Origin of the sequence: Lutimaribacter saemankumensis, from assembly GCF_900100005.1 — a bacterium.
GTDB classification, from domain to species: Bacteria; Pseudomonadota; Alphaproteobacteria; order Rhodobacterales; family Rhodobacteraceae; genus Lutimaribacter; species Lutimaribacter saemankumensis.
In genome coordinates, this window is the sequence record NZ_FNEB01000001.1 from 163,990 (window position 1) to 187,695 (window position 23,706).

Annotated in this window: 27 protein-coding genes; 19 read left to right on the top strand and 8 right to left on the bottom strand. The window is 64.5% G+C overall.

What is annotated here, in order from left to right:
- Nucleotides 1-163 precede the first annotated feature (163 nt).
- The 4 genes from BLT50_RS00785 to BLT50_RS00800 are packed head-to-tail and all read left to right on the top strand — an operon-like array spanning nt 164 to nt 4,350.
- A complete protein-coding gene (locus BLT50_RS00785; RefSeq protein ID WP_175491361.1) occupies nt 164-1,732 on the top strand; it encodes a L,D-transpeptidase family protein in 1,569 nt (522 codons plus the stop codon).
- Nucleotides 1,733-1,762: 30 nt separating this feature from the next.
- A complete protein-coding gene (gene lpxD / locus BLT50_RS00790) occupies nt 1,763-2,854 on the top strand; it encodes a UDP-3-O-(3-hydroxymyristoyl)glucosamine N-acyltransferase (RefSeq protein WP_090025513.1) in 1,092 nt (363 codons plus the stop codon).
- 30 nt (nt 2,855-2,884) lie between these two features.
- Nucleotides 2,885-3,145 carry an acyl carrier protein gene (locus BLT50_RS00795; RefSeq protein ID WP_090025515.1) on the top strand — a complete coding sequence of 87 codons (261 nt, stop codon included), beginning with the start codon at nt 2,885-2,887 and terminating at the stop codon, nt 3,143-3,145.
- On the top strand, nt 3,142-4,350 hold the full coding sequence (locus BLT50_RS00800) for a beta-ketoacyl-[acyl-carrier-protein] synthase family protein (protein WP_090025518.1): 1,209 nt from the start codon (nt 3,142-3,144) through the stop codon (nt 4,348-4,350). Before BLT50_RS00795 ends, BLT50_RS00800 begins: the two co-directional genes overlap by 4 nt.
- 137 nt (nt 4,351-4,487) lie before the next feature.
- Here BLT50_RS00800 and BLT50_RS00805 read toward each other — a convergent pair whose 3' ends face one another.
- The 3 genes from BLT50_RS00805 to BLT50_RS00815 all read right to left on the bottom strand — a co-directional run bounded on the left by BLT50_RS00805 (nt 4,488) and on the right by BLT50_RS00815 (nt 6,887).
- Complete coding sequence (locus BLT50_RS00805) at nt 4,488-5,711, bottom strand: MFS transporter (protein WP_090025520.1); 1,224 nt, start codon at nt 5,709-5,711, stop codon at nt 4,488-4,490.
- Between the two features lie 67 nt (nt 5,712-5,778).
- Nucleotides 5,779-6,096 (bottom strand): DUF1244 domain-containing protein, encoded by a 318-nt coding sequence (locus BLT50_RS00810; protein ID WP_090025523.1) that lies wholly within the window; start codon nt 6,094-6,096, stop codon nt 5,779-5,781.
- A gap of 50 nt (nt 6,097-6,146) precedes the next feature.
- A complete protein-coding gene (locus BLT50_RS00815; RefSeq protein ID WP_090025525.1) occupies nt 6,147-6,887 on the bottom strand; it encodes an N-formylglutamate amidohydrolase in 741 nt (246 codons plus the stop codon).
- A 106-nt stretch (nt 6,888-6,993) separates the two neighbouring features.
- On the opposite strand from BLT50_RS00815, the gene pyk reads away from it, so the two are divergent.
- The 9 genes from pyk to pheT all read left to right on the top strand — a co-directional run bounded on the left by pyk (nt 6,994) and on the right by pheT (nt 15,318).
- On the top strand, nt 6,994-8,439 hold the full coding sequence (pyk, locus tag BLT50_RS00820) for a pyruvate kinase (protein WP_090026941.1): 1,446 nt from the start codon (nt 6,994-6,996) through the stop codon (nt 8,437-8,439).
- Between the two features lie 38 nt (nt 8,440-8,477).
- Nucleotides 8,478-8,705, top strand: coding sequence for a hypothetical protein (locus BLT50_RS00825; RefSeq protein ID WP_090025531.1), 228 nt, complete (start codon nt 8,478-8,480; stop codon nt 8,703-8,705).
- Between the two features lie 118 nt (nt 8,706-8,823).
- A complete protein-coding gene (gene rpmI, locus BLT50_RS00830; RefSeq protein WP_090025533.1) occupies nt 8,824-9,024 on the top strand; it encodes a 50S ribosomal protein L35 in 201 nt (66 codons plus the stop codon).
- 13 nt (nt 9,025-9,037) lie between these two features.
- Entirely contained in the window at nt 9,038-9,403 is a 366-nt protein-coding gene (rplT, locus tag BLT50_RS00835) for a 50S ribosomal protein L20 (protein WP_090025535.1), read from the top strand.
- 136 nt (nt 9,404-9,539) lie between these two features.
- Complete coding sequence (locus BLT50_RS00840) at nt 9,540-10,487, top strand: 3-hydroxyacyl-CoA dehydrogenase NAD-binding domain-containing protein (protein ID WP_090026944.1); 948 nt, start codon at nt 9,540-9,542, stop codon at nt 10,485-10,487.
- 68 nt (nt 10,488-10,555) lie between these two features.
- A complete protein-coding gene (gene pheS / locus BLT50_RS00845; protein WP_090025538.1) occupies nt 10,556-11,626 on the top strand; it encodes a phenylalanine--tRNA ligase subunit alpha in 1,071 nt (356 codons plus the stop codon).
- A 64-nt stretch (nt 11,627-11,690) separates the two neighbouring features.
- The gene (locus BLT50_RS00850) at nt 11,691-11,972 is read left to right on the top strand and encodes a YrhK family protein (protein WP_090025541.1); all 282 of its coding nucleotides are present in this window, start codon (nt 11,691-11,693) and stop codon (nt 11,970-11,972) included.
- Nucleotides 11,973-12,074: 102 nt separating this feature from the next.
- On the top strand, nt 12,075-12,974 hold the full coding sequence (locus BLT50_RS00855; RefSeq protein WP_090025545.1) for a glutamine amidotransferase-related protein: 900 nt from the start codon (nt 12,075-12,077) through the stop codon (nt 12,972-12,974).
- The gene (gene pheT, locus BLT50_RS00860; RefSeq protein ID WP_090025547.1) at nt 12,919-15,318 is read left to right on the top strand and encodes a phenylalanine--tRNA ligase subunit beta; all 2,400 of its coding nucleotides are present in this window, start codon (nt 12,919-12,921) and stop codon (nt 15,316-15,318) included. Before BLT50_RS00855 ends, pheT begins: the two co-directional genes overlap by 56 nt.
- A gap of 6 nt (nt 15,319-15,324) precedes the next feature.
- On the opposite strand, the gene BLT50_RS00865 is transcribed toward pheT, so the two are convergent.
- A complete protein-coding gene (locus BLT50_RS00865) occupies nt 15,325-16,209 on the bottom strand; it encodes a LysR family transcriptional regulator (RefSeq protein WP_090026947.1) in 885 nt (294 codons plus the stop codon).
- Between the two features lie 85 nt (nt 16,210-16,294).
- Between BLT50_RS00865 and BLT50_RS00870 the strand changes: the two genes are divergently transcribed.
- The 6 genes from BLT50_RS00870 (at nt 16,295) to BLT50_RS00895 (ending at nt 20,277) form a co-directional block, all read left to right on the top strand.
- On the top strand, nt 16,295-16,930 hold the full coding sequence (locus BLT50_RS00870) for a class I SAM-dependent methyltransferase (RefSeq protein ID WP_090025550.1): 636 nt from the start codon (nt 16,295-16,297) through the stop codon (nt 16,928-16,930).
- Between the two features lie 50 nt (nt 16,931-16,980).
- On the top strand, nt 16,981-17,652 hold the full coding sequence (locus tag BLT50_RS00875; protein WP_090026949.1) for a phosphoribosyltransferase: 672 nt from the start codon (nt 16,981-16,983) through the stop codon (nt 17,650-17,652).
- Between the two features lie 13 nt (nt 17,653-17,665).
- The gene (locus BLT50_RS00880; protein ID WP_090025553.1) at nt 17,666-18,112 is read left to right on the top strand and encodes a YtoQ family protein; all 447 of its coding nucleotides are present in this window, start codon (nt 17,666-17,668) and stop codon (nt 18,110-18,112) included.
- Nucleotides 18,109-18,735, top strand: coding sequence for a DNA-3-methyladenine glycosylase family protein (locus BLT50_RS00885; protein WP_245723246.1), 627 nt, complete (start codon nt 18,109-18,111; stop codon nt 18,733-18,735). Before BLT50_RS00880 ends, BLT50_RS00885 begins: the two co-directional genes overlap by 4 nt.
- Nucleotides 18,732-19,397, top strand: a complete 666-nt coding sequence (locus BLT50_RS00890; RefSeq protein WP_090025555.1) for an alpha/beta hydrolase — start codon at nt 18,732-18,734, stop codon at nt 19,395-19,397. The genes BLT50_RS00885 and BLT50_RS00890 overlap by 4 nt, the downstream gene beginning before the upstream one ends.
- Nucleotides 19,398-19,692: 295 nt before the next feature.
- Complete coding sequence (locus tag BLT50_RS00895) at nt 19,693-20,277, top strand: HNH endonuclease (RefSeq protein WP_090025558.1); 585 nt, start codon at nt 19,693-19,695, stop codon at nt 20,275-20,277.
- A gap of 76 nt (nt 20,278-20,353) precedes the next feature.
- On the opposite strand, the gene BLT50_RS00900 is transcribed toward BLT50_RS00895, so the two are convergent.
- From BLT50_RS00900 to BLT50_RS00915, 4 genes are all read right to left on the bottom strand, one after another.
- Entirely contained in the window at nt 20,354-20,869 is a 516-nt protein-coding gene (locus BLT50_RS00900) for a bactofilin family protein (RefSeq protein ID WP_090025560.1), read from the bottom strand.
- A complete protein-coding gene (locus BLT50_RS00905) occupies nt 20,859-22,199 on the bottom strand; it encodes a M23 family metallopeptidase (protein WP_090025563.1) in 1,341 nt (446 codons plus the stop codon). Before BLT50_RS00905 ends, BLT50_RS00900 begins: the two co-directional genes overlap by 11 nt.
- Before the next feature lie 186 nt (nt 22,200-22,385).
- A complete protein-coding gene (locus tag BLT50_RS00910; protein ID WP_090025565.1) occupies nt 22,386-23,171 on the bottom strand; it encodes a ferritin-like domain-containing protein in 786 nt (261 codons plus the stop codon).
- Between the two features lie 17 nt (nt 23,172-23,188).
- Nucleotides 23,189-23,650: a peroxiredoxin gene (locus tag BLT50_RS00915; RefSeq protein ID WP_090025568.1), complete on the bottom strand. Its 462-nt coding sequence runs from the start codon at nt 23,648-23,650 to the stop codon at nt 23,189-23,191.
- Between the last annotated feature and the right edge of the window lie 56 nt (nt 23,651-23,706).

Below are 23,706 nucleotides of genomic sequence, written 5' to 3' on the forward strand. Positions count from 1 at the left end.
CCGCTGCATCAATCTTAAAAAGCTTTCACCCTGTTCGGGATTGTGAATGGACAGGGCGGCGCCGTTTACGCATCAAGGATGCATCTGTTCGCCCGCACCCGCCATTTGACCCGAGAGGACGACAATGCTGCTTTCACCGACCCGACCCGGATTTCTCCGGTTCATGGCCGGGGTTTTTGCCCTTTTTGTTTCGCTTTCCCTGACCGCGCCCGCGCAGGCCGAGATGACGGCATTCAAGCAGGCCGTCGCCAGTTCGGCGGCCCGCGATCAGCACATCGCCGCCTTCTACCAGGCCCGCGATTACAAGCCTTTCTGGACAGCGGCCAACGCCAATTCCAAGCGGCGCGCCCTGATCGAGGCCCTGCGCGAAGCGCCCGAACACGGGTTGCCGGCCGCGCGCTACGACGTCGATGGCCTGCTTGCCCAACTCGAAGCCGCCAAGACGCCCAAGGCGCGCGGCGTCGTCGAGGTCGAGATGAGCCGCGTTTTCCTGCAATTCGCACGCGACATCCAGACGGGTGTCCTGGTGCCGGGCCGCGTCGACAATGACATCAAGCGCGAGGTGCCATACCGCGACCGGCTGTCCTATCTGGTGAATTTCGCCAAGTCGAACCCGCGCAGTTTCTTCCGCGCCTTGCCGCCGAAAAGCAACGAATATGCGCGGCTGGTCAAGGAAAAGGCCAAGCTTGAATCGCTTCTCGGGTCGGGCGGCTGGGGTGCTGTCGTGCCATCGAAATCGCTCAAGCCCGCGGAAACCGGCGCTGCCGTGGTGGCGCTGCGCAACCGATTGATCGCAATGGGTTTCCTGCGCCGCACCACGACGCAGACCTTTGATGCCAACATCCAGAAAGCGGTGCAGCAGTTCCAGCTTGCCCACGGGCTCGAACCCGATGGCGTGGCGGGCGCATCGACCATGGAAGAGATCAACAAGGGCGTGGACGATCGCCTGCGGTCCGTTCTTGTCGCGATGGAGCGCGAGCGGTGGATGAACATGCCGCGCGGCAAACGCCACATCCTGGTCAACCTGACGGATTTCACCGCAAAGGTCATGGATAACGACACGCTGACCTTCGAGACGCGCTCGGTCGTGGGGGCAACCGCCTCGGACCGCCGCAGCCCCGAGTTTTCGGACGTGATGGAATTCATGGTGATCAACCCCACCTGGAACGTGCCGCGTTCCATCGCGGTCAAGGAATATCTGCCGATGTTCCAGCGCAACCCGAACGCCGCGGGGCACCTGCGGCTGGTGGATTCGCGCGGTCGCACGGTCAGCCGCTCGGCGGTGAATTTCGGCGCCTACACGGCGCGGAATTTTCCGTTCAACATTAAGCAGCCCCCGGGTCAGCGCAACGCGCTCGGCCTGGTGAAGTTCATGTTCCCGAACAAGTACAACATCTACCTGCACGACACGCCGGCAAAGAACCTCTTTGCCCGCGAGGTGCGCGCCTATTCGCATGGCTGCATCCGTCTGCAGCAGCCCTTCGAATTCGCCTACACGCTGCTGGCGAAGCAGACGAACGATCCCGAAGGGTTCTTCAGGTCCAAGCTGAACACCGGTGTGGAAACCGTCGTTCCGCTGGATGAACCCGTGCCGGTCCATCTGATCTATCGCACGGCCTTCACCAAGGCCAAGGGGCACATGCAGTATCGCCGCGATGTCTATGGACGTGACGCGCGGATCTGGAATGCGCTCAGCGACGCAGGGGTGGCGCTGCGCGCGGTTCGGGGATAAGTCTGCCCCGAAGAATTCGGGGTCCGAGAGATGAGCCACACGATCAGGGAAATCGCCGATGCGCTCGGGGCTGTTGCCCTAGGTGCGTCCGACTTGCGCGTCACTGGCGTGGCCGAGCCCGCGGTGGCGGGCCCGGACGACCTGGCGCTGGCGATGAAGCCGGCTTTTGCCGAAACCCTGCCGCAGGGACAGGCGCGCGCCGCGCTGGTCTGGGACGGGGCCGACTGGCAGGCCATGGGGCTAAAGGCCGCCATCGTCGCGCCGCGCCCGCGTTTCGCGATGGCGGGTCTCAGCGCGATGATGGACCCGGGGCAGGGCTTTGCCGAAGGGATTCACCCCTCGGCCGTGATCGACCCGGCCGCCGATCTGGGCGAGGGCGTCAGCGTAGGCCCGCTGGCCGTGATCTCGGCGGGTGCAAGGATCGGCGCGGGATCGGTGATCGGGCCGCAGTGTTTCATCGGTGCGGATGCGCATATCGGGCCCGGCGCCTATCTGCGCGAAGCCGTGCGGATCGGGGCGCGTGTGCGGATCGGCGCACGGTTCATCGCGCAGCCCGGGGCGGTCGTCGGCGGGGACGGGTTTTCCTTTGTTACCCCCGAGGAAAGCAATATCGAACGGGTCCGCGACAGCCTTGGGGATCAGGGTGAAATCGCCAGCCAGTCCTATGCGCGGATTCATTCGTTGGGCTCGGTCAGGATCGGCGACGATGTGGAGTTGGGCGCGAACAGCTGCATCGACCGCGGCACCGTGCGCGACACCGAAATCGGCAACGGCGTGAAGTTCGACAACCTTGCCCAGATCGGCCACAACGTCGTGATCGGTAACGATTGCCTGATCTGCGCACAGGTCGGCGTCGCGGGCTCGACCCGCGTGGGCAACAACGTGGTCCTGGGCGGACAGACGGGCGTCAGCGACAATCTGTTCATCGGTGACAACGTGATCACCGGAGGCGCGACCAAGGTGCTGGCCAATGTGCCCGCGGGCCGCGTGATGCTGGGGTATCCGGCGATGAAGATGGACACACATATCGAAACCTACAAGGCGCTGCGCCGCCTGCCGCGCCTGATCGGACAGGTGGCTGCTTTGCAGAAAGCGGTTTTCAAGCCGGGCCAGAGTGACTAAATCAGCGCCAGAAAACCAGGAGGTTCGGGTATGAGCGTCAAGGACAAGGTGATCGGGATCATCGCCGAGCAGGCGGTGCTTGAACCGTCGGATGTCACGATGGACAGCACGCTCGAGGATCTGGGCATCGACAGCCTTGGGCTGGTCGAATCCATCTTCGCCATCGAAGAGGCCTTCGACATCTCGGTGCCCTTCAACGCGAACGAACCCGATCAAAGCGATTTCGACATCTCGTCGGTGGCGAAGATCGTCGAAGGCATCGAAAAACTCGTGGCCGAGCAACACGGATGAAACGCGTCGTCATCACGGGCGCGGGCACGATCAACGCGCTTGGACATGATGTGCCCGAAACGCTCGAGGCCATGCGCGAAGGCCGCTGCGGCATTGGCCCGCTGGAGTTCCGTGACGTCGACCGCCTGTCCATCGCCATCGGCGGCCAGGTGAAGGGATTCGAGGCCGAGGGCCGCTTCAACCGCCAGCAAATGACGCTTTACGACCGGTTCACCCAGTTCACGCTGGTGGCCGCGAAAGAGGCGATCGGCCAGGCCGGCCTGGAATTCACCGGGGAACTGGCCGCGCGTGCCGGTGTCGTTCTGGGCACTGCGGGCGGCGGGGTCAGCACCTGGGACGACAACTACCGCGCCGTTTACGAAGAGGGGAAGAACCGCGTACACCCCTTTGTCGTGCCAAAGCTAATGAACAACGCAGCCTGCTCGCATATCAGCATGGAGTATAACCTCAAGGGCCCGTCCTTTACCGTGTCGACCGCCTGCGCATCTTCGAACCACGCGATGGCCCAGGCATTCCAGATGGTGCGTTCGGGCATGGCGCCCGCGATGGTGACAGGCGGATCGGAATCGATGCTGTGCTTTGGCGGCGTGAAGGCCTGGGAAGGGTTGCGCGTCATGTCCAAGGACGCCTGCCGCCCGTTTTCCGCCAATCGCAACGGGATGGTGCAGGGCGAAGGCGCGGGCATCTTCGTGTTCGAGGAATACGAGCACGCCAAGAAACGCGGCGCCGAAATCCTGGCCGAGGTGGTAGGCTATGCGATGTCGTCGGATGCCTCGGACATCGTGATGCCCTCGAAACAGGGGGCGGCACGCGCGATCGCGGGGGCGCTGGCGGATGCACGGCTGAACCCTGAAGATGTGCGTTACATCAACGCCCACGGCACCGGGACCGCGGCGAACGACAAGACGGAATGCGCGGCGGTGGCGGACGTGTTCGGGCGTCATGCCGACGAGCTTATGATATCGTCCACGAAATCGATGCACGGCCACCTGATCGGCGCCACCGGGGCGGTCGAGTTGCTGGCCTGTATCATGGCACTGCGGGACGGGGTGATCGCGCCCACGATCGGATATGAAGAGTTCGATCCCGAATGCGCGCTGGACGTGGTGCCGAACGAGGCGCGCGAGGCCAAGGTCGGGGTCGCCTTGTCCAACGCCTTTGCGTTCGGCGGCCTGAACGCCGTGCTGGCGCTGCGCAAGGTTTGATTTTTTTGGATCGGATCGGCTATGCCGATCCGACCGGGCAGGGGGCGCTCCCCCCTCTTGGGCCTGCGGCCCAATTCACCCCCGGGATATTTCGGGAAAGAGAAAACGGCAGGGGCCAGCTGCGCGGCGGGACCGCGTCACATGTCTTCCTTCGGGCGCAGCGCGAGCCAGATCAGCGCGCCGCCCGCCAGCATCAGGAAGGGCGCCATGGCCAGGTTGACGCTGGCCCAGCCTTCCACCGCATTGCCGCCAGAGCAGTTCATCAGCCCGCCCGACGACAGCGAGGCGAACGTCACGCCGCCGAACACGATCAGGTCGTTCATGCCCTGCATGCGGCCGCGTTCATGGGCCTCATGCGCGCCGGCCAGCATCGTGGTCGCGCCGATGAAGCCGAAATTCCAGCCGACGCCCAGCAGGATCAGCGCGATGAAGAAGTTTTCCAACTCGACACCCTGCAGCGCGACCACGCCAGCCGCGGCAAGGATGGTCAGGCCCGCAGCGACGATTTTGGTCACGCCGAACCGGGCGATCAGGTGGCCTGTGAAGAAGCTGGGCACATACATCGCCAGAACATGGGCGGTCACGACATCGGCGGCGGTGCCTTCTTCGAACCCGCAGCCCACCACCGCCAGTGGCGTCGAGGTCATGACAAGGTTCATCAGCGCATAGGACACCATGGCGCAGATCACCGCCACGGTGATCACGGGTGTCGTGATCAGCTCCCAGCGGGTCCGGCCACGGGGGGCGTCCTCGCTCGGGACCGGGGGTTTGGGAATGTCCAGGAACAGAAACAGCAGCGACCCGATGACATTGACCGCGATCACCGCCAGGTATGTGCCCATGAACGGGATCACCATCGCCTGGCTGGTCACCTTGACCAGTTGCGGCCCGATAATCGCCGAGGCCAGCCCGCCCGCCATGACATAGGAGATCGCCTTGGGGCGGAAATCGTCCGAGGCCGTGTCGGCGGCCGCAAAGCGGTAGAACCCCTGCGCCGACATGTAGACGCCGGTGATCAGGCTGCCCAGCAGGAACACCGGGAAAGAGGCCAGGTAAAGGCCGTAGGCGCCGATCGCGCCGCCAAGCGCACCGCAGGTCGTTCCGATCCAGAACCCCGCGCGCCGGCCGTATTTCTGCATCAGGTGCGACACCGGCGTCGCCGCCATCATCGAGCCGAGCACGATGAGCGAGATGGGCAGCGTCGCCCAGCACGGATTGCTGGCCAGGGATTGCCCTGCCAGACCGCCAATGGTGAAAATCATCGGCATCTGCGCGCCCAGAATGGCCTGCGCCAGCACAAGCACGATCACGTTGCGCCTGGCGCGCGAGTCACTGGTCTGAGTCTGGGCGATATCTGTCATGCGCAAGTTGCTAGACCGCGCGCGCAACCTGCGCAAGGTTGAATATGATCAAACAGGCGCCGCGCGCTCAGCCCTGATCCTTTCCTACATTCTCGGCAAAAGCGACCTTGAAGGCGGCCTGTTTTTCGGCGCTTGCCTCGGCCTGGTTCTCGGATTTCCACTGGTCGTAGGGCATGCCGTAATACACCTCGCGCGCGGCGTCCTTCGACATCTCGATGCCGCGCTCTGCGGCAGCTTCCTGATACCAGCGCGCCAGGCAGTTGCGGCAGAACCCGGCCAGGTTCATCAGGTCGATGTTCTGCACGTCCTTGCGGTCTTCCATCAGGTGCTGACGCAGCCGACGGAATGCGGCGGCTTCGATCTCGATGCGGGTCTGGTCGTCCATGGTGCCCTCCTTCGTGCCTGGGCGGAATGTGGCGGCTGCGTTCGGGCAGGTCAATCGCCCACATGCGCCAGCGCCCGCCGCAGCAGGGGGGCCAGGCGCGCGGCCCATGCGATTTGATCGTCATCCGTTTCGATCAGGTCGTTGCGGATTTCGATCAGCGTGTTGTGGCGCTGGTGGGCGATGGCGTGGCGCGCGATCGCGTCGCCTGGCAGGTGCCCGCCATAGGGTTCGTTTTCGCCCACGCACAAATCGGATTCGGCCCGCAGCAGGTCCAGCAAGGGTTTGGAAAACCGGGTGTCTGCGGCATAGAGGATGCCGACATGCCAGGGCCGGGGTGCACGCCCCTGAAGCTGCCTGGTGTAGGAATGGATCGACACGATCACCGTGTCGTCCTGCCGCGCGGCAAGGCGCGCGACGGCATCGTGATAGGGCCGGTAGCAGCGGTTCAGCCGCTCTTGCAGCGCGTCCGGGCCGGCATGGCGGTTGCCCGGAATGATCGTGCCGTCATAAAGCTTCATCAACAGGGTCGGGTCGTCCTCGCCGCGGTTAGGATCGATCACCAGGCGCGAGAAATTCGACAGGACCGCCGGGGCATCGAGCAGACGCGCCAGTTCGCGCGCGACACCCGCGGCGCCCACATCATAGGCGATGTGGCGCTGCATGTCGCCCGCGGCCAGACCCAGCTGCCCGCCATTCACGAAGGGCGGCACTGTGTTGGCAGCATGATCGCAGGTGATCAGCCAGCGCGAGCGCGCCTCGCCATTGACGATTTCAAAGGGTTCGTATGTCATCGGGCTGTCATTTCCTTTGCGCACGCTCTAGGACAGAAACAGCCGGAATGGAATTGCCGCCGGCCGAAAAACGCGCTGCTGCGTGCAAGAAAAAGAAAGGGGCAGGATGAGACGCCACCGCAACGTGAAAATCGTCGCAACGCTGGGGCCAGCTTCGAACGATTATGACATGATCCGCGCCCTGCACGAGGCGGGCGCCGATGTGTTTCGCCTGAACATGAGCCATGGCAGCCACGACGAAATCCGTGCGCGCCACGCCATGATCCGTCAGGTCGAACGCGACCTCGACAGCCCGATCGCGATTCTGGCCGACCTGCAGGGGCCGAAACTGCGCGTGGGCGAGTTTGCCAATGGCGAAGAAGAGCTGGTCGAGGGCGCGTCCTTCCGCCTCGATCTCGATACCGCGCCGGGCGATGCGGCCCGCGTCTGCCTGCCGCATCCCGAGATTTTCGCCGTGCTGGAACCAGGCGCGCGGCTGTTGGTCAATGACGGCAAGATCCGCCTGACGGTGCGCGATTGCGGTAAGGATTTCGCCGATTGCACCGTCACGGTGGGCGGCACGATCTCGAACCGCAAGGGCGTGAACGTGCCCGACGTGGTGCTGCCGCTGGCGGCCTTGTCGGAAAAGGACCGGGCCGATCTGGAATTCGTCTGCCAGCTTGGCGTGGACTGGCTGGCGCTGTCCTTCGTGCAGCGACCCGCCGATGTCGAAGAGGCCCGTAGCCTGGCCGACGGCCGCGCCGCGATCCTGTCCAAGATCGAGAAACCGGCCGCGGTCAAAGCGTTCGACGACATCCTTGCGGTCAGCGACGGGATCATGGTCGCGCGCGGCGATCTTGGCGTCGAATTGCCGGTGCAGAACGTGCCGCCGATCCAGAAGCGGCTGGTGCGCAAGTGCCGCGCGGCGGCCAAGCCTGTGATCGTGGCGACGCAGATGCTGGAATCGATGATCGAATCCCCCATGCCGACCCGCGCCGAGGTGTCGGACGTGGCCACCGCCATATACGAAGGTGCCGACGCCATCATGCTGAGCGCGGAATCGGCCGCGGGCGACTACCCGGTCGAGGCCGTAACGACGATGGACAACGTCGCCATCGAGGTAGAGAACGACCCCACCTACATCGAGGTGATCGAGGCCAGCCGCCGCGCCGAACGCCACACCGTGGCCGACGGAATCGTCGCCGCCGCCCGCGAGATCGCCGAGACCACCGACATCAAGGCGATCTGCTGCTACACCGAAAGCGGCACCACCGCCGCGCTGACCGCGCGCGAACGGCCGCGCGTGCCGATCATCGGCATGACCTCGATCCGCGGCACCGCGCGGCGCATGGCCCTGACCTGGGGGGTCAACTGCGTCATGACCGGCGAGCTTACGCGCTTCAAGATGGCCGTCGTCAACGCCGCCCGGGCCGCGCGGGCACAGGGCTATGCCAGCGAAGAGGATCAGATCCTCGTCATCGCCGGCGTGCCGTTCAACGTGCCCGGCACGACCAACATCCTGCGCGTGGCACCCTGTGCGGAACATTTGATTTTCGCCACCGATCCAGAGTAACCTGCCGTCACGTCAATAAAAACAAGCAGGGCAGTACCATGGTCTTCGACAGCGATCTGGCCTTTATCTTCGGGCTTGTCTTGTGCGTGTTTTCGATACCGTCGATCGTCAGCGCCTTTTCCGACCGCCGCGCGCCCCGTGTCGCGACGCTCGTGCTGATGGTGGGGGGCGCGTTCCTGGTCTGGGGGATCGTCAACGAACCGGGCGGTTACCGGCTCGAGGAAATTCCCGAGGTGTTCGTACGCGTCCTGGCGCGGTTCATCTGACGGCAATTCGGTCTTGCCAACCGGGCCTTTGGCTTCTATACGGCGCTCTCTACCTCGCGCGGCCGGCCGGAGTGGCATGCCGAGTCGTGCGTGAACCGACCTAAAAAAGGAGACGGAAATGCCCAAGTTGAAGACGAAGTCGAGCTGCAAGAAGCGGTTCAAGGTGACGGCCAAGGGCCGGATCAAGGCAGGCCAGGCCGGCAAACGCCACGGCATGATCAAGCGCACCAACAAGTTCATCCGCGATGCGCGGGGAACCACCACGCTGTCCAAGGCTGATGAGCAGATCATCAAGCCGATGATGCCCTACGCGCGCTAAGGAGGCCTGAACCATGTCCCGAGTCAAAGGCGGAACCACCACCCACGCCCGTCACAAGAAGGTCATCAAGGCAGCCAAAGGCTATTACGGCCGCCGCAAGAACACCTTCAAGGTCGCCCGCCAGGCGGTCGACAAAGCAAACCAGTACGCCACCCGCGACCGCAAGAACCGCAAGCGCAATTTCCGTGCGCTGTGGATTCAGCGGATCAACGCCGCCGTGCGCGCCCACGATGAATCGCTGACCTATTCGCGCTTCATCAACGGCCTGACGCTGGCCGGCATCGAGGTGGACCGCAAGGTTCTGGCCGATCTCGCCGTGCACGAGCCCGAAGCATTCGGTGCCATCGTCGACCAGGCGAAAGGCGCGCTGGCCGCCTGATCGGCCCGCCGCATCCAAGCATTGCGAACGCCGCCGGGTCAAACTGGCGGCGTTTTTCTTTTTTGCCTGGCGCTCACGCTTTTGATTTCGGGCGGGGCCAAGTATTTCTGGCAAGATGAAGCAGCAGGGGACAGCGATGGCCGACATACGCAACGTGGCAGTGATCGGCGGCGGGCTGATCGGGGCATCCTGGGCGGCGCTGTTCGTGGCGCAGGGGCTGTCGGTGCGGGTGCATGAGCCCGATGGGAACACCGCGGATCAGGTCGCTGCCCGTGTGCGCGCGGCCTGGCCCGATCTGCAGGCGCTTGGCCTGACCGATCTGGATGTCGATAAGGCACTTGCCCGGCTGGTCGTGACGCCGGACATGAGCTTGGCCTGCCAGGATATTGATTTCGTGCAGGAATGTGGCCCCGATCGCCTCGAGGTGAAACACGCCATCATTGCCCGTGTGGAATCCTGCATAGCGCCCGAAACCGTGATCGCCTCGTCCAGCTCGGCGCTGTTGCCCAGCGAAATTCAGGCGCGGGCGTCCCATCCCGGCCGTATCCTTGTCGGCCATCCCTTCAACCCGCCGCACCTGATCCCGCTGGTCGAACTGGTGGCCGGGCAGGCGACAACACCGCAGGCGGTGGAAGCCGCGCGCGCGTTCTATGAAAACCTCGGCCGCGAGGTGATCGTGCCGCAACGCGAATTGCGTGGGCATGTGGCCAACCGCCTGACCGCCGCGCTTTACCGCGAGGCGGTTCACCTTGTCGCCGAAGGTGTGGCCAGCGTGGCGGATGTCGACCGCGCCGTATCGGCGGGGCCGGGCCTGCGGTGGGCGTTGATGGGCCCGCACCTGACCTATCACCTGGGCGGGGGCGCGGGCGGGTTTCGCCACTACATCACCCATCTCGGCCCGGCGCAGCAGGCGCGTTGGGCCGAACTGGGCAGCCCGACACTCGACACCGCCACGATCGACGCGCTGATCGCCGGGGTCGAGGACGAACTGGCGGCACTGGATGCCGATACATTGCCCGAACGGCGCGATGCCGCGCTGGTGGGGCTTTTGCAGTTGAAACAGCGCCTCGGATTCGGCGGATAGGCGCGCGGCGCTTGCGCTTTCAGCCGGGGGCGGCTAGTCAGGCGCCGACCCTGCGGAACGAGGCCAAGATGGACGACCTGCGCAACACCTATATCGACCTTATCGCCAAGGCGGCCGACGAGGCCACGCTGGAGGACGTGCGCCTTCAGGCCCTTGGCAAGAAGGGTGAAATCAGCCTGAAGATGCGGGAACTGGGCAAGATGGACCCCGAAGAGCGCAAAGCCGCCGGTCCCGCTCTCAATGCGCTCAAGGACGAGATCAACAGCGCCATCGCCGCCAAGAAGGTGGCGCTGGAAGATGCCGCACTGAACGAACGGCTGAAAACAGAATGGCTGGATGTGACGCTGCCCGCGCGCGACCGCCGCCAGGGCACCATCCACCCGGTCAGCCAGGTGACCGAAGAGGTGACGGCGATCTTCGCCGACATGGGATTTGCCGTGGCCGAAGGTCCGCGCATCGAAAGCGACTGGTACAATTTCGACGCGCTGAACATCCCCGGCCACCATCCCGCCCGCGCCGAGATGGACACGTTCTACATGCACCGCGAAGACGGCGATGACCGTCCGCCTTACGTGCTGCGCACGCATACCTCGCCGGTGCAGATCCGCTCGATGGAGGCGCAGGGCGCGCCCATCCGCATCATCTGCCCGGGCGGTGTGTACCGTGCCGACTATGACCAGACGCACACGCCCATGTTCCACCAGGTCGAAGGGCTGGCCATCGACCGCGACATTTCGATGGCGAACCTGAAATGGGTGCTGGAAGAGTTCTTTTCCGCCTATTTCGGAACCAGCGTGAAAACCCGTTTCCGCGCATCGCATTTCCCCTTTACCGAACCTTCGGCCGAGGTCGACATCCAGTGTTCGTGGCAGGACGGTACCGTCAAGGTGGGCGAAGGCGACGACTGGCTCGAGGTGCTGGGCAGCGGCATGGTGCATCCCCATGTGCTGCGCGCCGGCGGGATCGACCCCGACGAATGGCAGGGTTTCGCCTTCGGCATGGGCATCGACCGGATCGCGATGCTGAAATACGGCATCCCCGACCTGCGCGCGTTCTTCGACAGCGACCTGCGCTGGCTGCGCCACTACGGCTTTTCGGCGCTGGACGTGCCGACGATCCGTGGCGGTCTGAGCCGCTAAACCGGGGGCTTGCCCCTCGGGGGCATGGCGCGCAGGGTAGGGGCATCCCAACGTTGGAGTGCCCATGCCCCTGTTTTCCCATGAAAACCGCGAACGCAACGCAGCCACGCGCCGGGTCTATGCCGCCTATGAGATTGCGCATACGGCCGTCGACTTCCTGGCGGCGATCTCGTTTCTCGTTGGCTCCGTCCTGTTCCTATTTCCCGATTATGAACGCCCGGCGGTCTGGCTTTTCATCGTGGGGTCGGTGTTTTTCTGCATGAAGCCGACACTGCGGCTTGCGCGCGAAATCCAGCTTTGGCGCATGGGGCGGATCGACCAGCTGGCCGATCGCGTCGGCGATTGACGCGCCGCAATCGGCAAGGCGCCTGTCGCAATCGGCTGCGAAAACCGCGCGATTTCGGGCGATAACCGCGCAGTTTTGCAACGTTCTGCCGGAGCTGCGCCGATGACCACCATCCTGATCGTCGAAGGAAACACCCCCGCAACCGTCGCGCGCGGACGCGCGGGCGCCACCGCGTTCGTCGATACGCTGGCCGGCGTTCGTCCCGATCTGCACACGCGCATTGCCGCGCCCTATGCGATGCCTTTGTCGCTTTGCGATCTCGAGGATATCGACGCGGTGATCTTTACCGGCGCGGCCGAGCCCTGGTCGGTCGACGCAACCGAGGCCGCGCCGCAACGTGCCGCGTTCGAGGTGGTGCTGAACGCGGGTCTGCCGGTCTGGGGCAGTTGCAACGGCATGCAGCTGGCCGCTGTCGTGCTGGGCGGCGCAGTCGGGGCATCGCCGAACGGGCTGGAGGTCGGGATGGCGCGCGATATCTGGCTGACCGGGGTGGGGCAATACCACCCGATGCTGGCCGCGCGCATGCCCGGCTATGCGGCGCCCTCCGTTCATCGCGACGAGGTGACCGTGCTGCCCGACTGCATGAACCTGCTGGCGGGAAACGATCATTCCGCAGTGCAGGCGGTGGCCTGCGAAACCGGCGGCATGCGCATCTGGGGCACGCAATACCACCCGGAACTGGGTGCCGGGGGTATCGCCGCCTACCTGAGCGATGCGGACGGGATTTTTACCGAGCAGTCCCGCCTTGTCGAACTTCTTCAAGCAATCGACGGCAACCCGGCGCTGGGGCTGCATCTTGGTGCCGATGCGCGCGATCTTTCTCCTGCGGTGCGGGCCTCGGAATTCCTGGCATGGATTGACATGATCGCCCCCGCGCAGGCCCTTTCACCCGTGGCCGGGATGGGCTATGAGCAGGCCAACACGCCACATAACCCGCAGCAGGCCCATGAAATTCACGCTTTCCTGGCTGAAACGCCACCTGGACACGACCGCGACGCTTGATGACATCCTTTACGCCCTGACCGATCTCGGGCTCGAGGTCGAGGGGGTAACCGACCCGGCCGCACGCCTTGGCGCCTTTACGCTGGCCCGCGTGCAATCGGCCGAGCAGCACCCGGATGCCGACAGGCTGCGCGTGTGCATGGTCGAAACCGACGAAGGCATCAAGCAGATCGTCTGCGGCGCACCCAATGCGCGTGCAGGCATCACCGTGGTTCTGGCCAAGCCGGGCGACTACGTGCCGGGCATCGACGTGACCCTGTCGGTGGGCAAGATCCGCGGCGTGGAAAGCCATGGCATGATGGCGTCCGAGCGCGAACTTGAACTGTCGGACGAACATGACGGCATCATCGAACTTCCTTCAGGCGAGGTGGGTCAGAAATTCACGGACTGGCTGGCGCAGAACGCACCCGACAAGGTCGACCCGGTAATCGAGATCGCGATCACGCCGAACCGCCAGGATGCCCTGGGCGTACGCGGCATCGCGCGTGACCTGGCGGCCCGTGGCCTTGGCACAATGAAACCCGTCGAAGAGCACAAGATCGCCGGCACGTTTCCGTCGCCCATCACTGTCTCGATTGACGAGGACACGCGGCAGAACGGATGCGAGGTTTTCGCCGGCCGCCTGATCCGGGGCGTCAAGAACGGCCCCAGCCCGAAATGGCTGCAGGATCAACTGCGCGCCATCGGCCTGCGCCCGATCAGCGCGCTGGTGGACGTGACGAACTATTTCACCTTCGACCGGAACCGCCCGCTGCATGTGTTCGACGCCGACAAGGTGCAGGGCAACCTGCGCATTCACCGCGCCAAGGGCGGCGAGACGCTGATCGGTCTGGATGAAAAGGAATACACCTTCTCCGAAGGCCAGGTGGTGATCTCCGACGACAAGGCCATCGAATCCATCGCCGGGATCATGGGCGGGCTGGAAACCGGCTGCACCGAAGGCACGGTGAACGTGTTCCTCGAAGCCGCTGTCTGGGACCGCGTGCAGATTGCCCACACCGGCCGCGCGCTCAAGATCAATTCCGATGCGCGCTACCGCAACGAACGCGGCATCGACCCGCAATACAACATGCAGGCCATCGAAGACGCGACTGCGATGATCCTGGACCTCTGCGGCGGCGAGCCGTCCGAGGTTGTCGTCGCAGGTGAGGTGCCGGACACCGCGCGCGCCTACGAACTGAAACCCGCCCGTGTGCAAAGCCTTGTCGGCATGGACATTCCCGAGGCGCAGCAGCGTGCAACGCTCGAGGCGCTTGGTTTCCGGCTCGAGGGCAACATGGCCTGGGTGCCGAGCTGGCGGCCGGATGTCATGGGTGAGGCCGACCTCGTGGAAGAGGTGGCGCGCGTCGCGTCCCTCACCAAGCTGGAAGGCAAGCCGATGCCGCGGGCGAATGTCGGCGTGCCTGCGCCGGTGATGACAAGCAGCCAGAAGCGCGAACAGATCGCGCGGCGCACGGCGGCGGCGCTGGGGTATAACGAATGCGTCACCTACAGCTTCATCGACAAGGCGTCGGCCACGCTGTTCGGTGGCGGCGATGACGCGACCATGCTGGCCAACCCGATCAGCTCGGAGATGAGCCACATGCGCCCCGATCTGTTGCCGGGCCTTTTGCAGGCCGCCGCACGCAACCAGGCGCGCGGGATCGTGGATTTGGCCCTGTTCGAGGTCGGCCCCGCCTTTTCGGGTGGCGAACCGGGCGAACAGGCGGTTGCCGTCAGCGGCGTTCTGATCGGACGGACCGCACCGAAGGATGTGCATGGTGCGGCGCGCGCGGTGGACCTTTACGATGCCAAGGCCGATGTCGAGGCGATCCTGTCCGCGCTTGGCGCACCGGAAAAGGCGCAGATCATGCGCAACGGGCCGGATTGGTTCCACCCGGGCCGCCACGGCGTGATCTGCCTTGGACCCAAGAAACAACTGGCCGTCTTTGGCGAACTGCACCCCAAGGTGCTGCGCGAGATGGATGTCAAAGGCCCCGCCGTGGCCTTTACCATCTGGCCCGCCGAGATCCCCGAGCCCAAGAACAAGACAGCCAGCCGTGGCGCGCTGACCCTGCATGACCTGCAGGCGGTCGAACGCGACTTCGCGTTTGTCGTCGATGCCGATGTCGAGGCGCTGACCCTGGTGAATGCGGCTGCGGGTGCCGACAAGGCGCTGATCGACAGTGTGCGCGTCTTTGACGAGTTCATCGGCGGCAGCCTTGGCGAGGGCAAGAAATCGCTGGCCATCACCGTGCGTCTGCAACCGACCGACAAGACGCTGAAAGAGGCTGAAATCGAAGCGGTCAGCCAGAAGATCGTGGAAAAGGTGACCAAGGCCACGGGCGGCGTGTTGCGCGGGTAACGCCCGTCAGGCCAGAAACGCCGCCAGTGCGTCGAACACCAGCCGGATGCGCCGGCTGGTGTGCAGTTCCCGGTGCGTCGTCAGCCAGACCGGAAAGGCGAGGGGGGCCATGTCGGGCAAGACGCGCTCCATGTCCTCGTAGGAATCGCCGACCCTGTCCCACATGATCGCAATTCCAAGGCCCTGCCGGGCCAGTTCCCACGCGACCACCCCATTCTCGGACCCGAACGGAAAGTTGCTGTCTTCGACGGGAATGCCCAGGGGCCGCAGGTGATCGACCATCCAGCCGGGCTGGCCGAAATGGATATGATCGTATGCGGTCAGCCCGGCGGCATCCTCGGGTCGTCCTCTTGATGCCAGGAAATCGCGGGAGGCATAGAAACGGGCGGCCCCGTCTTTCAGCTTTCGGGCGATCAGGTCGGGCTGGTCGGGTTGAACGTGGCGGATCGCGATATCGGCCTCGCGGCGCATCAGGTCGCGAATGTCGTTGGCCGCGATCAGCTCCACGCCCAGTTTCGGGGCCTGTTTGCGCAAATCCGAAAGCAACGGCGGCAGGACGAACGCCGACATCACGTCGCTGGCGGTGATGCGCACATTTCCTTCGATTGCCTGCGAATGACCCTGCGCCATCAGGGCGGCGCGATCTGCGGCGGCCTGCATGTCGCGGATATGTTCGGCAAGATCGCGCCCCGCCTCGGTCAGGGCGAGAGAGCGGCCCAGCCGTTCGAAAAGCAGCACGCCCAACTCGTCCTCGAGCGCGGCCACCTGGCGGCCGAGCGTGGGTTGGGTCAGTCCCAACTGACGGGCAGCGGCCGAGAACGTCCCCATGTCCGCAGTCGCCAGAAAGGCGCGGGCGTGGGACCAGTCAAAACTTGGGGGCGCAGGTTTCATGCAAATTTGTATATCATGGATGCGGGTTTCGGCAATTTCCAACCCTGCGGGCAGCGGCTAGAGGCAGGGGCAAAGGAGACATCACATGATATCTGCAAGAAATTTCTGGGACAAAGCGGCCCCGCGCTATGCGAAAATGCCGATCCGCGACACCGAATCCTATGAATACACATTGGCGCGGACACGATCGTACCTGAGCCAGGCCGACATCGCGCTGGAGGTCGGCTGCGGCACGGGTGGGACCGCAAGAAAGCTGGCCCCGCACCTGACCCACATCACCGGCACCGATATCGCGCCCGCCATGATCCGCATCGCGCGGGAACGCTGCGGCGAAGAAGGCGTGGCGAACGCGGCCTTCGAAGCCGCCGACATTGCCGGATCGCCGGTGGGTCCGTTCGATGCGGTTCTGGCCCATAACGTTCTGCACCTGGTGCCGGAAACCGAGGCCGCCATCGGTGCGCTGCATGACCGGGTGCGTCCGGGCGGGCTTTTCATTTCCAAGACGCCCTGCCTTGGACATAACGGGATAAGCCTGAAAATCCGCCTTATGCTCAAGGTGCTGCCGCTGCTGCAAATGGTTGGCAAGGCGCCGGCGGTGCGATTCCTTTCCGTGGATGAGCTGGAAACCATGATCACGCAAGCCGGGTTCGAAATCGTCGAAAGCGGCAACTATCCGGCAAACCCGCCCAGCCGCTACATCGTCGCGCGCCGCATCGCTTGACCGCTGCTGGGCCGCCTGCCAGCATTGCCCGGCGAAAACTGGGGGTGATCATGGCGCGGTTTCGCAATCGAGAAGAGGCGGGCCAGGCATTGGCCGATGCTGTGGTTGCCCTGGATTTGCCTGCCCCGGTTGTCCTTGCGCTGCCGCGCGGGGGCGTGCCGGTCGCGGCGCCCGTGGCCGACAGGCTGGGTGCGGCGCTGGATCTGGTGATGGTGCGCAAGATCGGGATGCCGGGAAATCCCGAACTGGCGGCGGGTGCGGTGGTCGACGGACCGGCGCCCTACACCCATTTCAACCGCGGCATCATGGCATCGGCCCGGTTGACCGAGGATGACCTAGCCCCGACGATCGCGCACGAGCTGTCCGTCATCGCCAAGCGCCGCGCGGTTTACCTGCAAAACCGCGCGCCCGTGGCCCTGACCGGGCGGGACGTGGTGGTTGTCGATGATGGCATCGCGACCGGCGCCACGATGCGCGTGGCCTTGATGGCGGTCCGCGACCAGGCACCAAACAGCGTGACGGTGGCGGTGCCCGTAGGCGCGCCCGACACGGCACGGGATTTTGCGCGGCTGGCCGATCATGTGATCTGCCTGCTGCATCCGCAGCCCTTTTTCGGTGTCGGGCAGGGATACGAGGATTTCGGCCAGACCCCGGATGACGAGGTGGTGGCGCTGTTGCAGGGCCGGGACGGGACAGGTAAGCCTGAGCGCGACAAAGGATAAGGGAGCGCGACACATGCTGAAGGTTTACCTGTCAGGCGAAATCCATACCGACTGGCGCGAACAGATCGTCGAAGGCGCCAAGGGGCTGGACGTTGAATTTTCGTCGCCCGTTACGGACCACGCGGCCAGCGACGATTGCGGCGTGGCGATCCTGGGGGGCGAAGAGAACAAGTACTGGCACGACCACAAGGGGGCGATGGTCAACGCGATCCGCACCCGAAAGGGTATTGCAGATGCCGATGTCGTGGTCGTCCGCTTTGGCGAGAAGTACAAGCAGTGGAACGCGGCCTTCGATGCGGGCTATGCCGCCGCGTTGGGCAAATCGCTGATCATCCTGCAACAGCCCGAGCATGACCACGCGTTGAAAGAGGTCGATGCCGCAGCGCTTGCCGTGGCGCGCGACCCCGTGCAGGTGGTTCAGATTCTGCAATACGTGCTGACCGGCAAGCTGCCCGCGTGACGCGGATCATCGAAACCGACGCGGATGTGGCCGAGGGTGCGGCCTGGCTTGCGGCGCGTTGTCCGCGCATGGCCCATGCCCACGAACTATGTGCGCCGCTGCCGTTGCGGCGCCGCCCCGACGGGTTCGCGCAGCTTCTGAGCGCGATCGTCAGCCAGCAGGTCAGCGTCGCCTCGGCCAACGCGATCTGGGCGAAACTGGAAAACGCGGGTCTGACCGATCCGCAGTCGATCCTGGCGCTGTCCGAGGACGAGCTTCGGGCCCATGGGCTGAGCCGCCAGAAAGCCGCCTATGCCCGCGCGCTGGCGGGGGCGGGCATCGACTACGATGCACTGCGCAAGGCGCCGACCGCCGAGGTGATCGAGACCCTGACCGCGGTCAAGGGCATCGGCGTCTGGACGGCCGAGATCTATGCCAAGTTCAGCCTGGGTCATGCCGACGTGTTCGCGGCAGGCGACCTGGCCCTGCAGGAAGGGGCGCGGATGCTCTATGACCTGCCAGAACGCCCGGGCGAACGCGAAGTGCGCCGCATGGCCGAGGCGTGGTCGCCCTGGCGCTCTGTTGCGGCGCGCATGCTTTGGGCCTACTACCATGTCAGAAAACAACGCGAGGGGATCAGATGACACGGGTTTTGACAGCCGGGCGCAAGGAACCGGTTTCCGGCAGCACACGGTCGGTCGTGGTGTTCCTGCATGGATATGGCGCGAACGGTGCCGATCTGCTGGGCCTGGCCGACGTGCTGGGCGATCATCTGCCCGACACGCTGTTCGTGGCGCCCGATGCGCCGGAATCGATCCCCGGCATGCCCTTCGGCTACCAGTGGTTTCCGATCCCGTGGCTGGACGGTTCGTCCGAGGAAGAGGCCGCCCGAGGCATGGCGGCGGCTGTCGATGACCTGAACGCCTTTCTCGATGCGTTGCTGGTGGACGAGGACTTGCTGCCGGAACAGATGGTTCTGTTCGGCTTCAGTCAGGGCACGATGATGAGCCTGCATGTCGCCCCGCGCCGCGAAGACGAGATCGCGGGCGTCGTCGGGTTTTCCGGCCGTCTTCTGAACCCCGAGTTGCTGATCGACGAGGTCCAAAGCCGTCCGCCGGTTCTGCTGGTGCATGGCGACGCCGATGACGTGGTGCCGGTGCAATCCCTTCCCGAAGCGGCCGAAGCCTTGCAAAAGGCCGGCTGGCAGGAGGTCTATGCCCATATCATGAAGGGCACGGCGCATGGCATCGCCCCTGATGGTCTGTCGGTGGCGCTGGCCTTCATGCGCGACAAATGCGGGCTGTGATCAGGGCACGATAACGCCGCTGTCCGTGGCCTTTAGCCTGGTCGTCGCCCGCGAAAAAGCGGCCTGCGTGACCCCGGCCGGGCAAATTTGAGCCATCACGCTATGTCTTGTCGAGTGAACGGCGGCCGCCTGCTGTCATTTGCCTGTTTCAAAGGCAGGCTAGGTGCTGTGTGACACACTCTATATCGTAGGGCTTGCCCGGTGCGAAACGCGATATATAGTGTAAACAAGCTGGGGCGGGTCGTCCCGCCTTGGTGCCGAGAATCGAGGCAGGCAGGGTGGAGGACGAGTCCCCATGGATGGCGATTTCAGAAGCGAGTTTGTAAGGGAGCCTTCGGGGCTCAGGCGGCATCCGGCCCTTGTGCTGAACGCGGATTACCGGCCGCTATCCTACTATCCGCTGTCGCTGTGGCCTTGGCAGGAGGCGGTCAAGGCGGTCTGGCTGGACCGGGTGGATATCGTGGCCGAGTATGACGAGGTGGTCCGCAGCCCGTCGACCCGGATCAGGATACCCTCGGTCGTGGTGCTGAAAGATTACGTCAAACCCCAGAAGCGCGTGGCATTCACGCGCTTCAATCTTTTTCTGAGGGACGAATTCCGCTGCCAGTATTGCGGGTCGAGGGGCGAACTGACCTTCGACCACGTCGTGCCGCGCGCGGCGGGCGGGGTGACAAGCTGGGAAAACGTGGTGGCCGCCTGCGCGCCCTGCAACCTGCGTAAGGGCTCCAAGACGCTGCGGCAGGCGGGGCTTCACCTGCGCAAGCCGCCGCGCGCGCCCGGCGCCGAGGAACTGCGCAACCTTGGCCGCAAGTTTCCGCCCGGGCACCTGCACGAAAGCTGGATCGATTTTCTTTACTGGGATGCCGAACTGGATACCTGACGGGACCAGGCCGAAAAAAGAAACGGGCGCCGCCGTATTCCGGGGCGCCCGTTCCGATTCATGTGTCGCGCGGCGATCAGGCCTTGCTGTCGTCGGCAGGTGCTGCAGCCGCCGCACCCGGCGCGGGCTTGGAGCCCGGCTTGCCGGACAGCGGATCGTCCTGGCGCTGCACGGAACCTTCGAAATGCGCACCGCTTTCGATTGCGATGGTCTTGTGGATGATGTCGCCTTCGACCCGCGCGGTCGAACTGAGCCGCACCTTGAGGCCGCGCACACGGCCCACGATGCGGCCGTTGATCACCACGTCATCCGCGATCACTTCGCCGCGGATCGTCGCGGTTTCGCCGATGGTCAGCAGATGCGCGCGAATATCGCCTTCGACATTGCCTTCGACCTGGATGTCACCGGTGGTCTTGATGTTGCCGGTGATGTGCAGGTCGGCCGACAGCACCGAAGCCGGCGGCTTGGGCTTGGGCGCGGATTGCGACTTGAAATCGGCGGTCGGTTTCGGCGCCGAAGTTTCGGGGGCTGCGGGTTTTGCAGCGTCTGCGGCCTTGGGGCCGGGCTCGTTGATTTTGCTTTTAGAAAACATCGTTTGCAGCCTTGATATAGATCATCGGATTGACGGCCTTGCCGCCGACGCGCACTTCGTAGTGCAGGTGGGGGCCGGTCACACGTCCAGACGCCCCCATATCACCAATACGTTCCCCGCGCGAGACCCTTTGACCAACTTTAACGTTAAGTCTGGACATGTGGGCGTAGCGGGTTTCGATCCCGAACTGGTGCTGGATCTTGACCAGCCGGCCATAGCCGGACAGCCAGCCGGCATGGGTCACGACGCCATCGGCCGTGGCATAAAGCGGTGTGCCGACAGGCCCGGCGAAATCCACGCCCTTGTGCAGGCGGCGCCCGCCGGTCTTGGGGTCGCGGCGATAGCCGAACCCGCTGGTGAAACGGTATCCTGCCTTGACCGGGATGGCGAACGGTGCCGATTCCGCGGCAATGCGATAGAGGTTGAGCCGGTCCATCTGGTCGAGCAGGCGGTTCGCGCGGTCGGCGCCATAGGCGGGCATTTCGCCCTTGGTCGAAAAGCTGATCGGCGTCAGCGGGCCGCCCTGGCCGGAATAGCCGCGCCGCACCTGGTTGATCAGGCTGTCGGTGTTCATGCCTGCCGCGCGGAACATCTTGTCCAGCGGCTTGACCGAAATCGCCATCGCCTCTTCCAACTGGCGGAAGATCTGGTCGTTCTGGTCCTGCATCAGCTTGAGCTTGAGCGACAGTTCATCCGCCTGCAGCAGGGCGTCCTGTGCATCGGCCACGATCTGGTCGCGTTCGGCGGCGGTCTGTGCCAGCGCCATCGACAGCATGTCGAGCGTGCTTTCGGCGGTCGGGCCGGCATTGGCCAGGACGCTGCCGCCGGTTGCGTCATCGGCGCTTTCGTTCTTGAGGGCCGTCAGTTCCGTGCGCGCGGCGTCGCGTTCGCGCATGGTGCGCCGCAGCGTGGTCTGGATCACTTCGATGCCGGTTTCCAGTTCGCGGCGGCGGTTCTCGGACTCAAGCAGTTGCGACTGCATGACGGAAATCTGTTGCAGGGCCGAGTTGAACCGCTCTTGCGCGGCGTGGGCCTCATTGGCGCGTGTGTCACGCTGTTCGGCCAGGACGTTCAGGCGCTCTTCGTACATGCGCTGGTCGCGCTTGGCCTGTTCGCGGAAATTGCCGGCCCCGATCGAATCCATCAGCAGGATGGCTGTCGCGATCGTGGCCCAGGCCACCAGCAGGGCGCTGCCGGAAAAGGCAAGAAGCTGGGTGTGCGGGCGCAGGCGAATGAACCGTGTGTCATTGTCCGAACGCAGGAAAAGCCGTTTTTCGGGAAACCAGCGTTCCAGGAATGCGTGGGTGCGTATAGCCAGCCGAGTTCTCAACAAACCATCCCTTGTCCCATTGCGGTAAGGGCGCACCCTTTCGGGGACGCCCAGAAGGTGCTTAACCAGAGGTTTACCGTGGCGCAACACCTTTGGGGTGGATGGGGGGCAGGGTTCCCGATTCGGCAGAAAACCGCCGATATTCAACAGGCTGGGTCGTTCGGGTCAGATTGCGCGCGGCGGCGTTTAATCGGCAAGCGGCCAGTAGAAGTCGGGCGGCAGTCCGGCCTCGGCGCGCTTTTCCTCGTTGAAAGGCGGCTTCAGCGCGCCGTGGAAATAGGTGCGCACGAGGTCGTGGAACACGTCCTTGGGATCGAGGTTGTCGCGGCCGCACAGAAAGTGGAACCACTTGGAGCCATAGGCGACGTGCCCGACCTCTTCGGCATAGATGGTCCTGAGTGCGGCGACCGCGCCGTCCTCGCCCGCTTTTTCGAAGATGTCGATCATCCCCGGCGTCACGTCGAGCCCGCGCGCCTCGAGCACCATGGGCACGACCGCGAGCCGCCCCAGGATGTCGTCGCGGGTGTCTTCGGCCGCACGCCACATCCCGGCGTGTGCGGGAAGGGCGCCGTAATGGCTGCCCATCGCTTCAAGACAGTCGCATATCAGGTTGAAATGCTTTGATTCTTCGTCCGCCGATTTCACCCAGTCGTCGTAAAAGCCGGGTGGCATGGGCACATGGCCAAAGCGGGCAATGATGTCCCAGTGCAGATCGACGGCGTTCAGTTCGATATGCGCGACCGCGTGCAGGATGGCGATACGGCCCGCGGGGCTGCCGGGACGGCGGCGCGGCACGTCGCGCGGGTCGAGCAGTTCGGGTTTTTCTGGCCGCGCCGGGCGCAGCGGCGGTGTCGCCGTGCCAACGGGAATGGGCGTGCCTGCCTTGCGCGCCGCGAACCACGCCGCCGCATGTTCGTGCGACAGCGCAGTCTTTTCGCGTCCGTCGGCGGTGGTCAGCACCTCGACGGCCATTTGAGTCAGGGTCTTGGTCACAGGGCTTTCGCGGCCTCCAGCACCTCTTCGGCGTGACCGTCGACCTTTACCTTGGGCCAGGCGCGGGCGATCTTGCCCGCGCTGTCGATCAGGAAGGTCGACCGCTCGATCCCCATGAAGGTCTTGCCATACATCTTCTTTTCCTTCCACACGCCGTAATCCTCGCATGTGGTGCCGTTCTCGTCCGACAGCAGCGGCACGGTCAGATCCTTCTTGGCGATGAATTTCTCATGGCTGGCGACGCTGTCCTTGGAGATGCCGAAAACCTGCACGCCCAGATCCAGGAACTGCTGGTAAAGTTCGGAAAACGCGATGTTTTCCTTGGTGCAGCCCGAGGTGTCGTCGCGCGGATAGAAAAACAGGACAACCGGGGCCGGGCGCAGGGCCGACAGGCTGACGCTGTCGCCGCCATCGCGTGGCAGTGTAAAGTCGGGTGCGGTATCGTTTTCAGCGACCATCGGCCATTTCTCCCTCGTATGAAAATCGTGAGTTCCATATTAGGACGGGGCAGGCA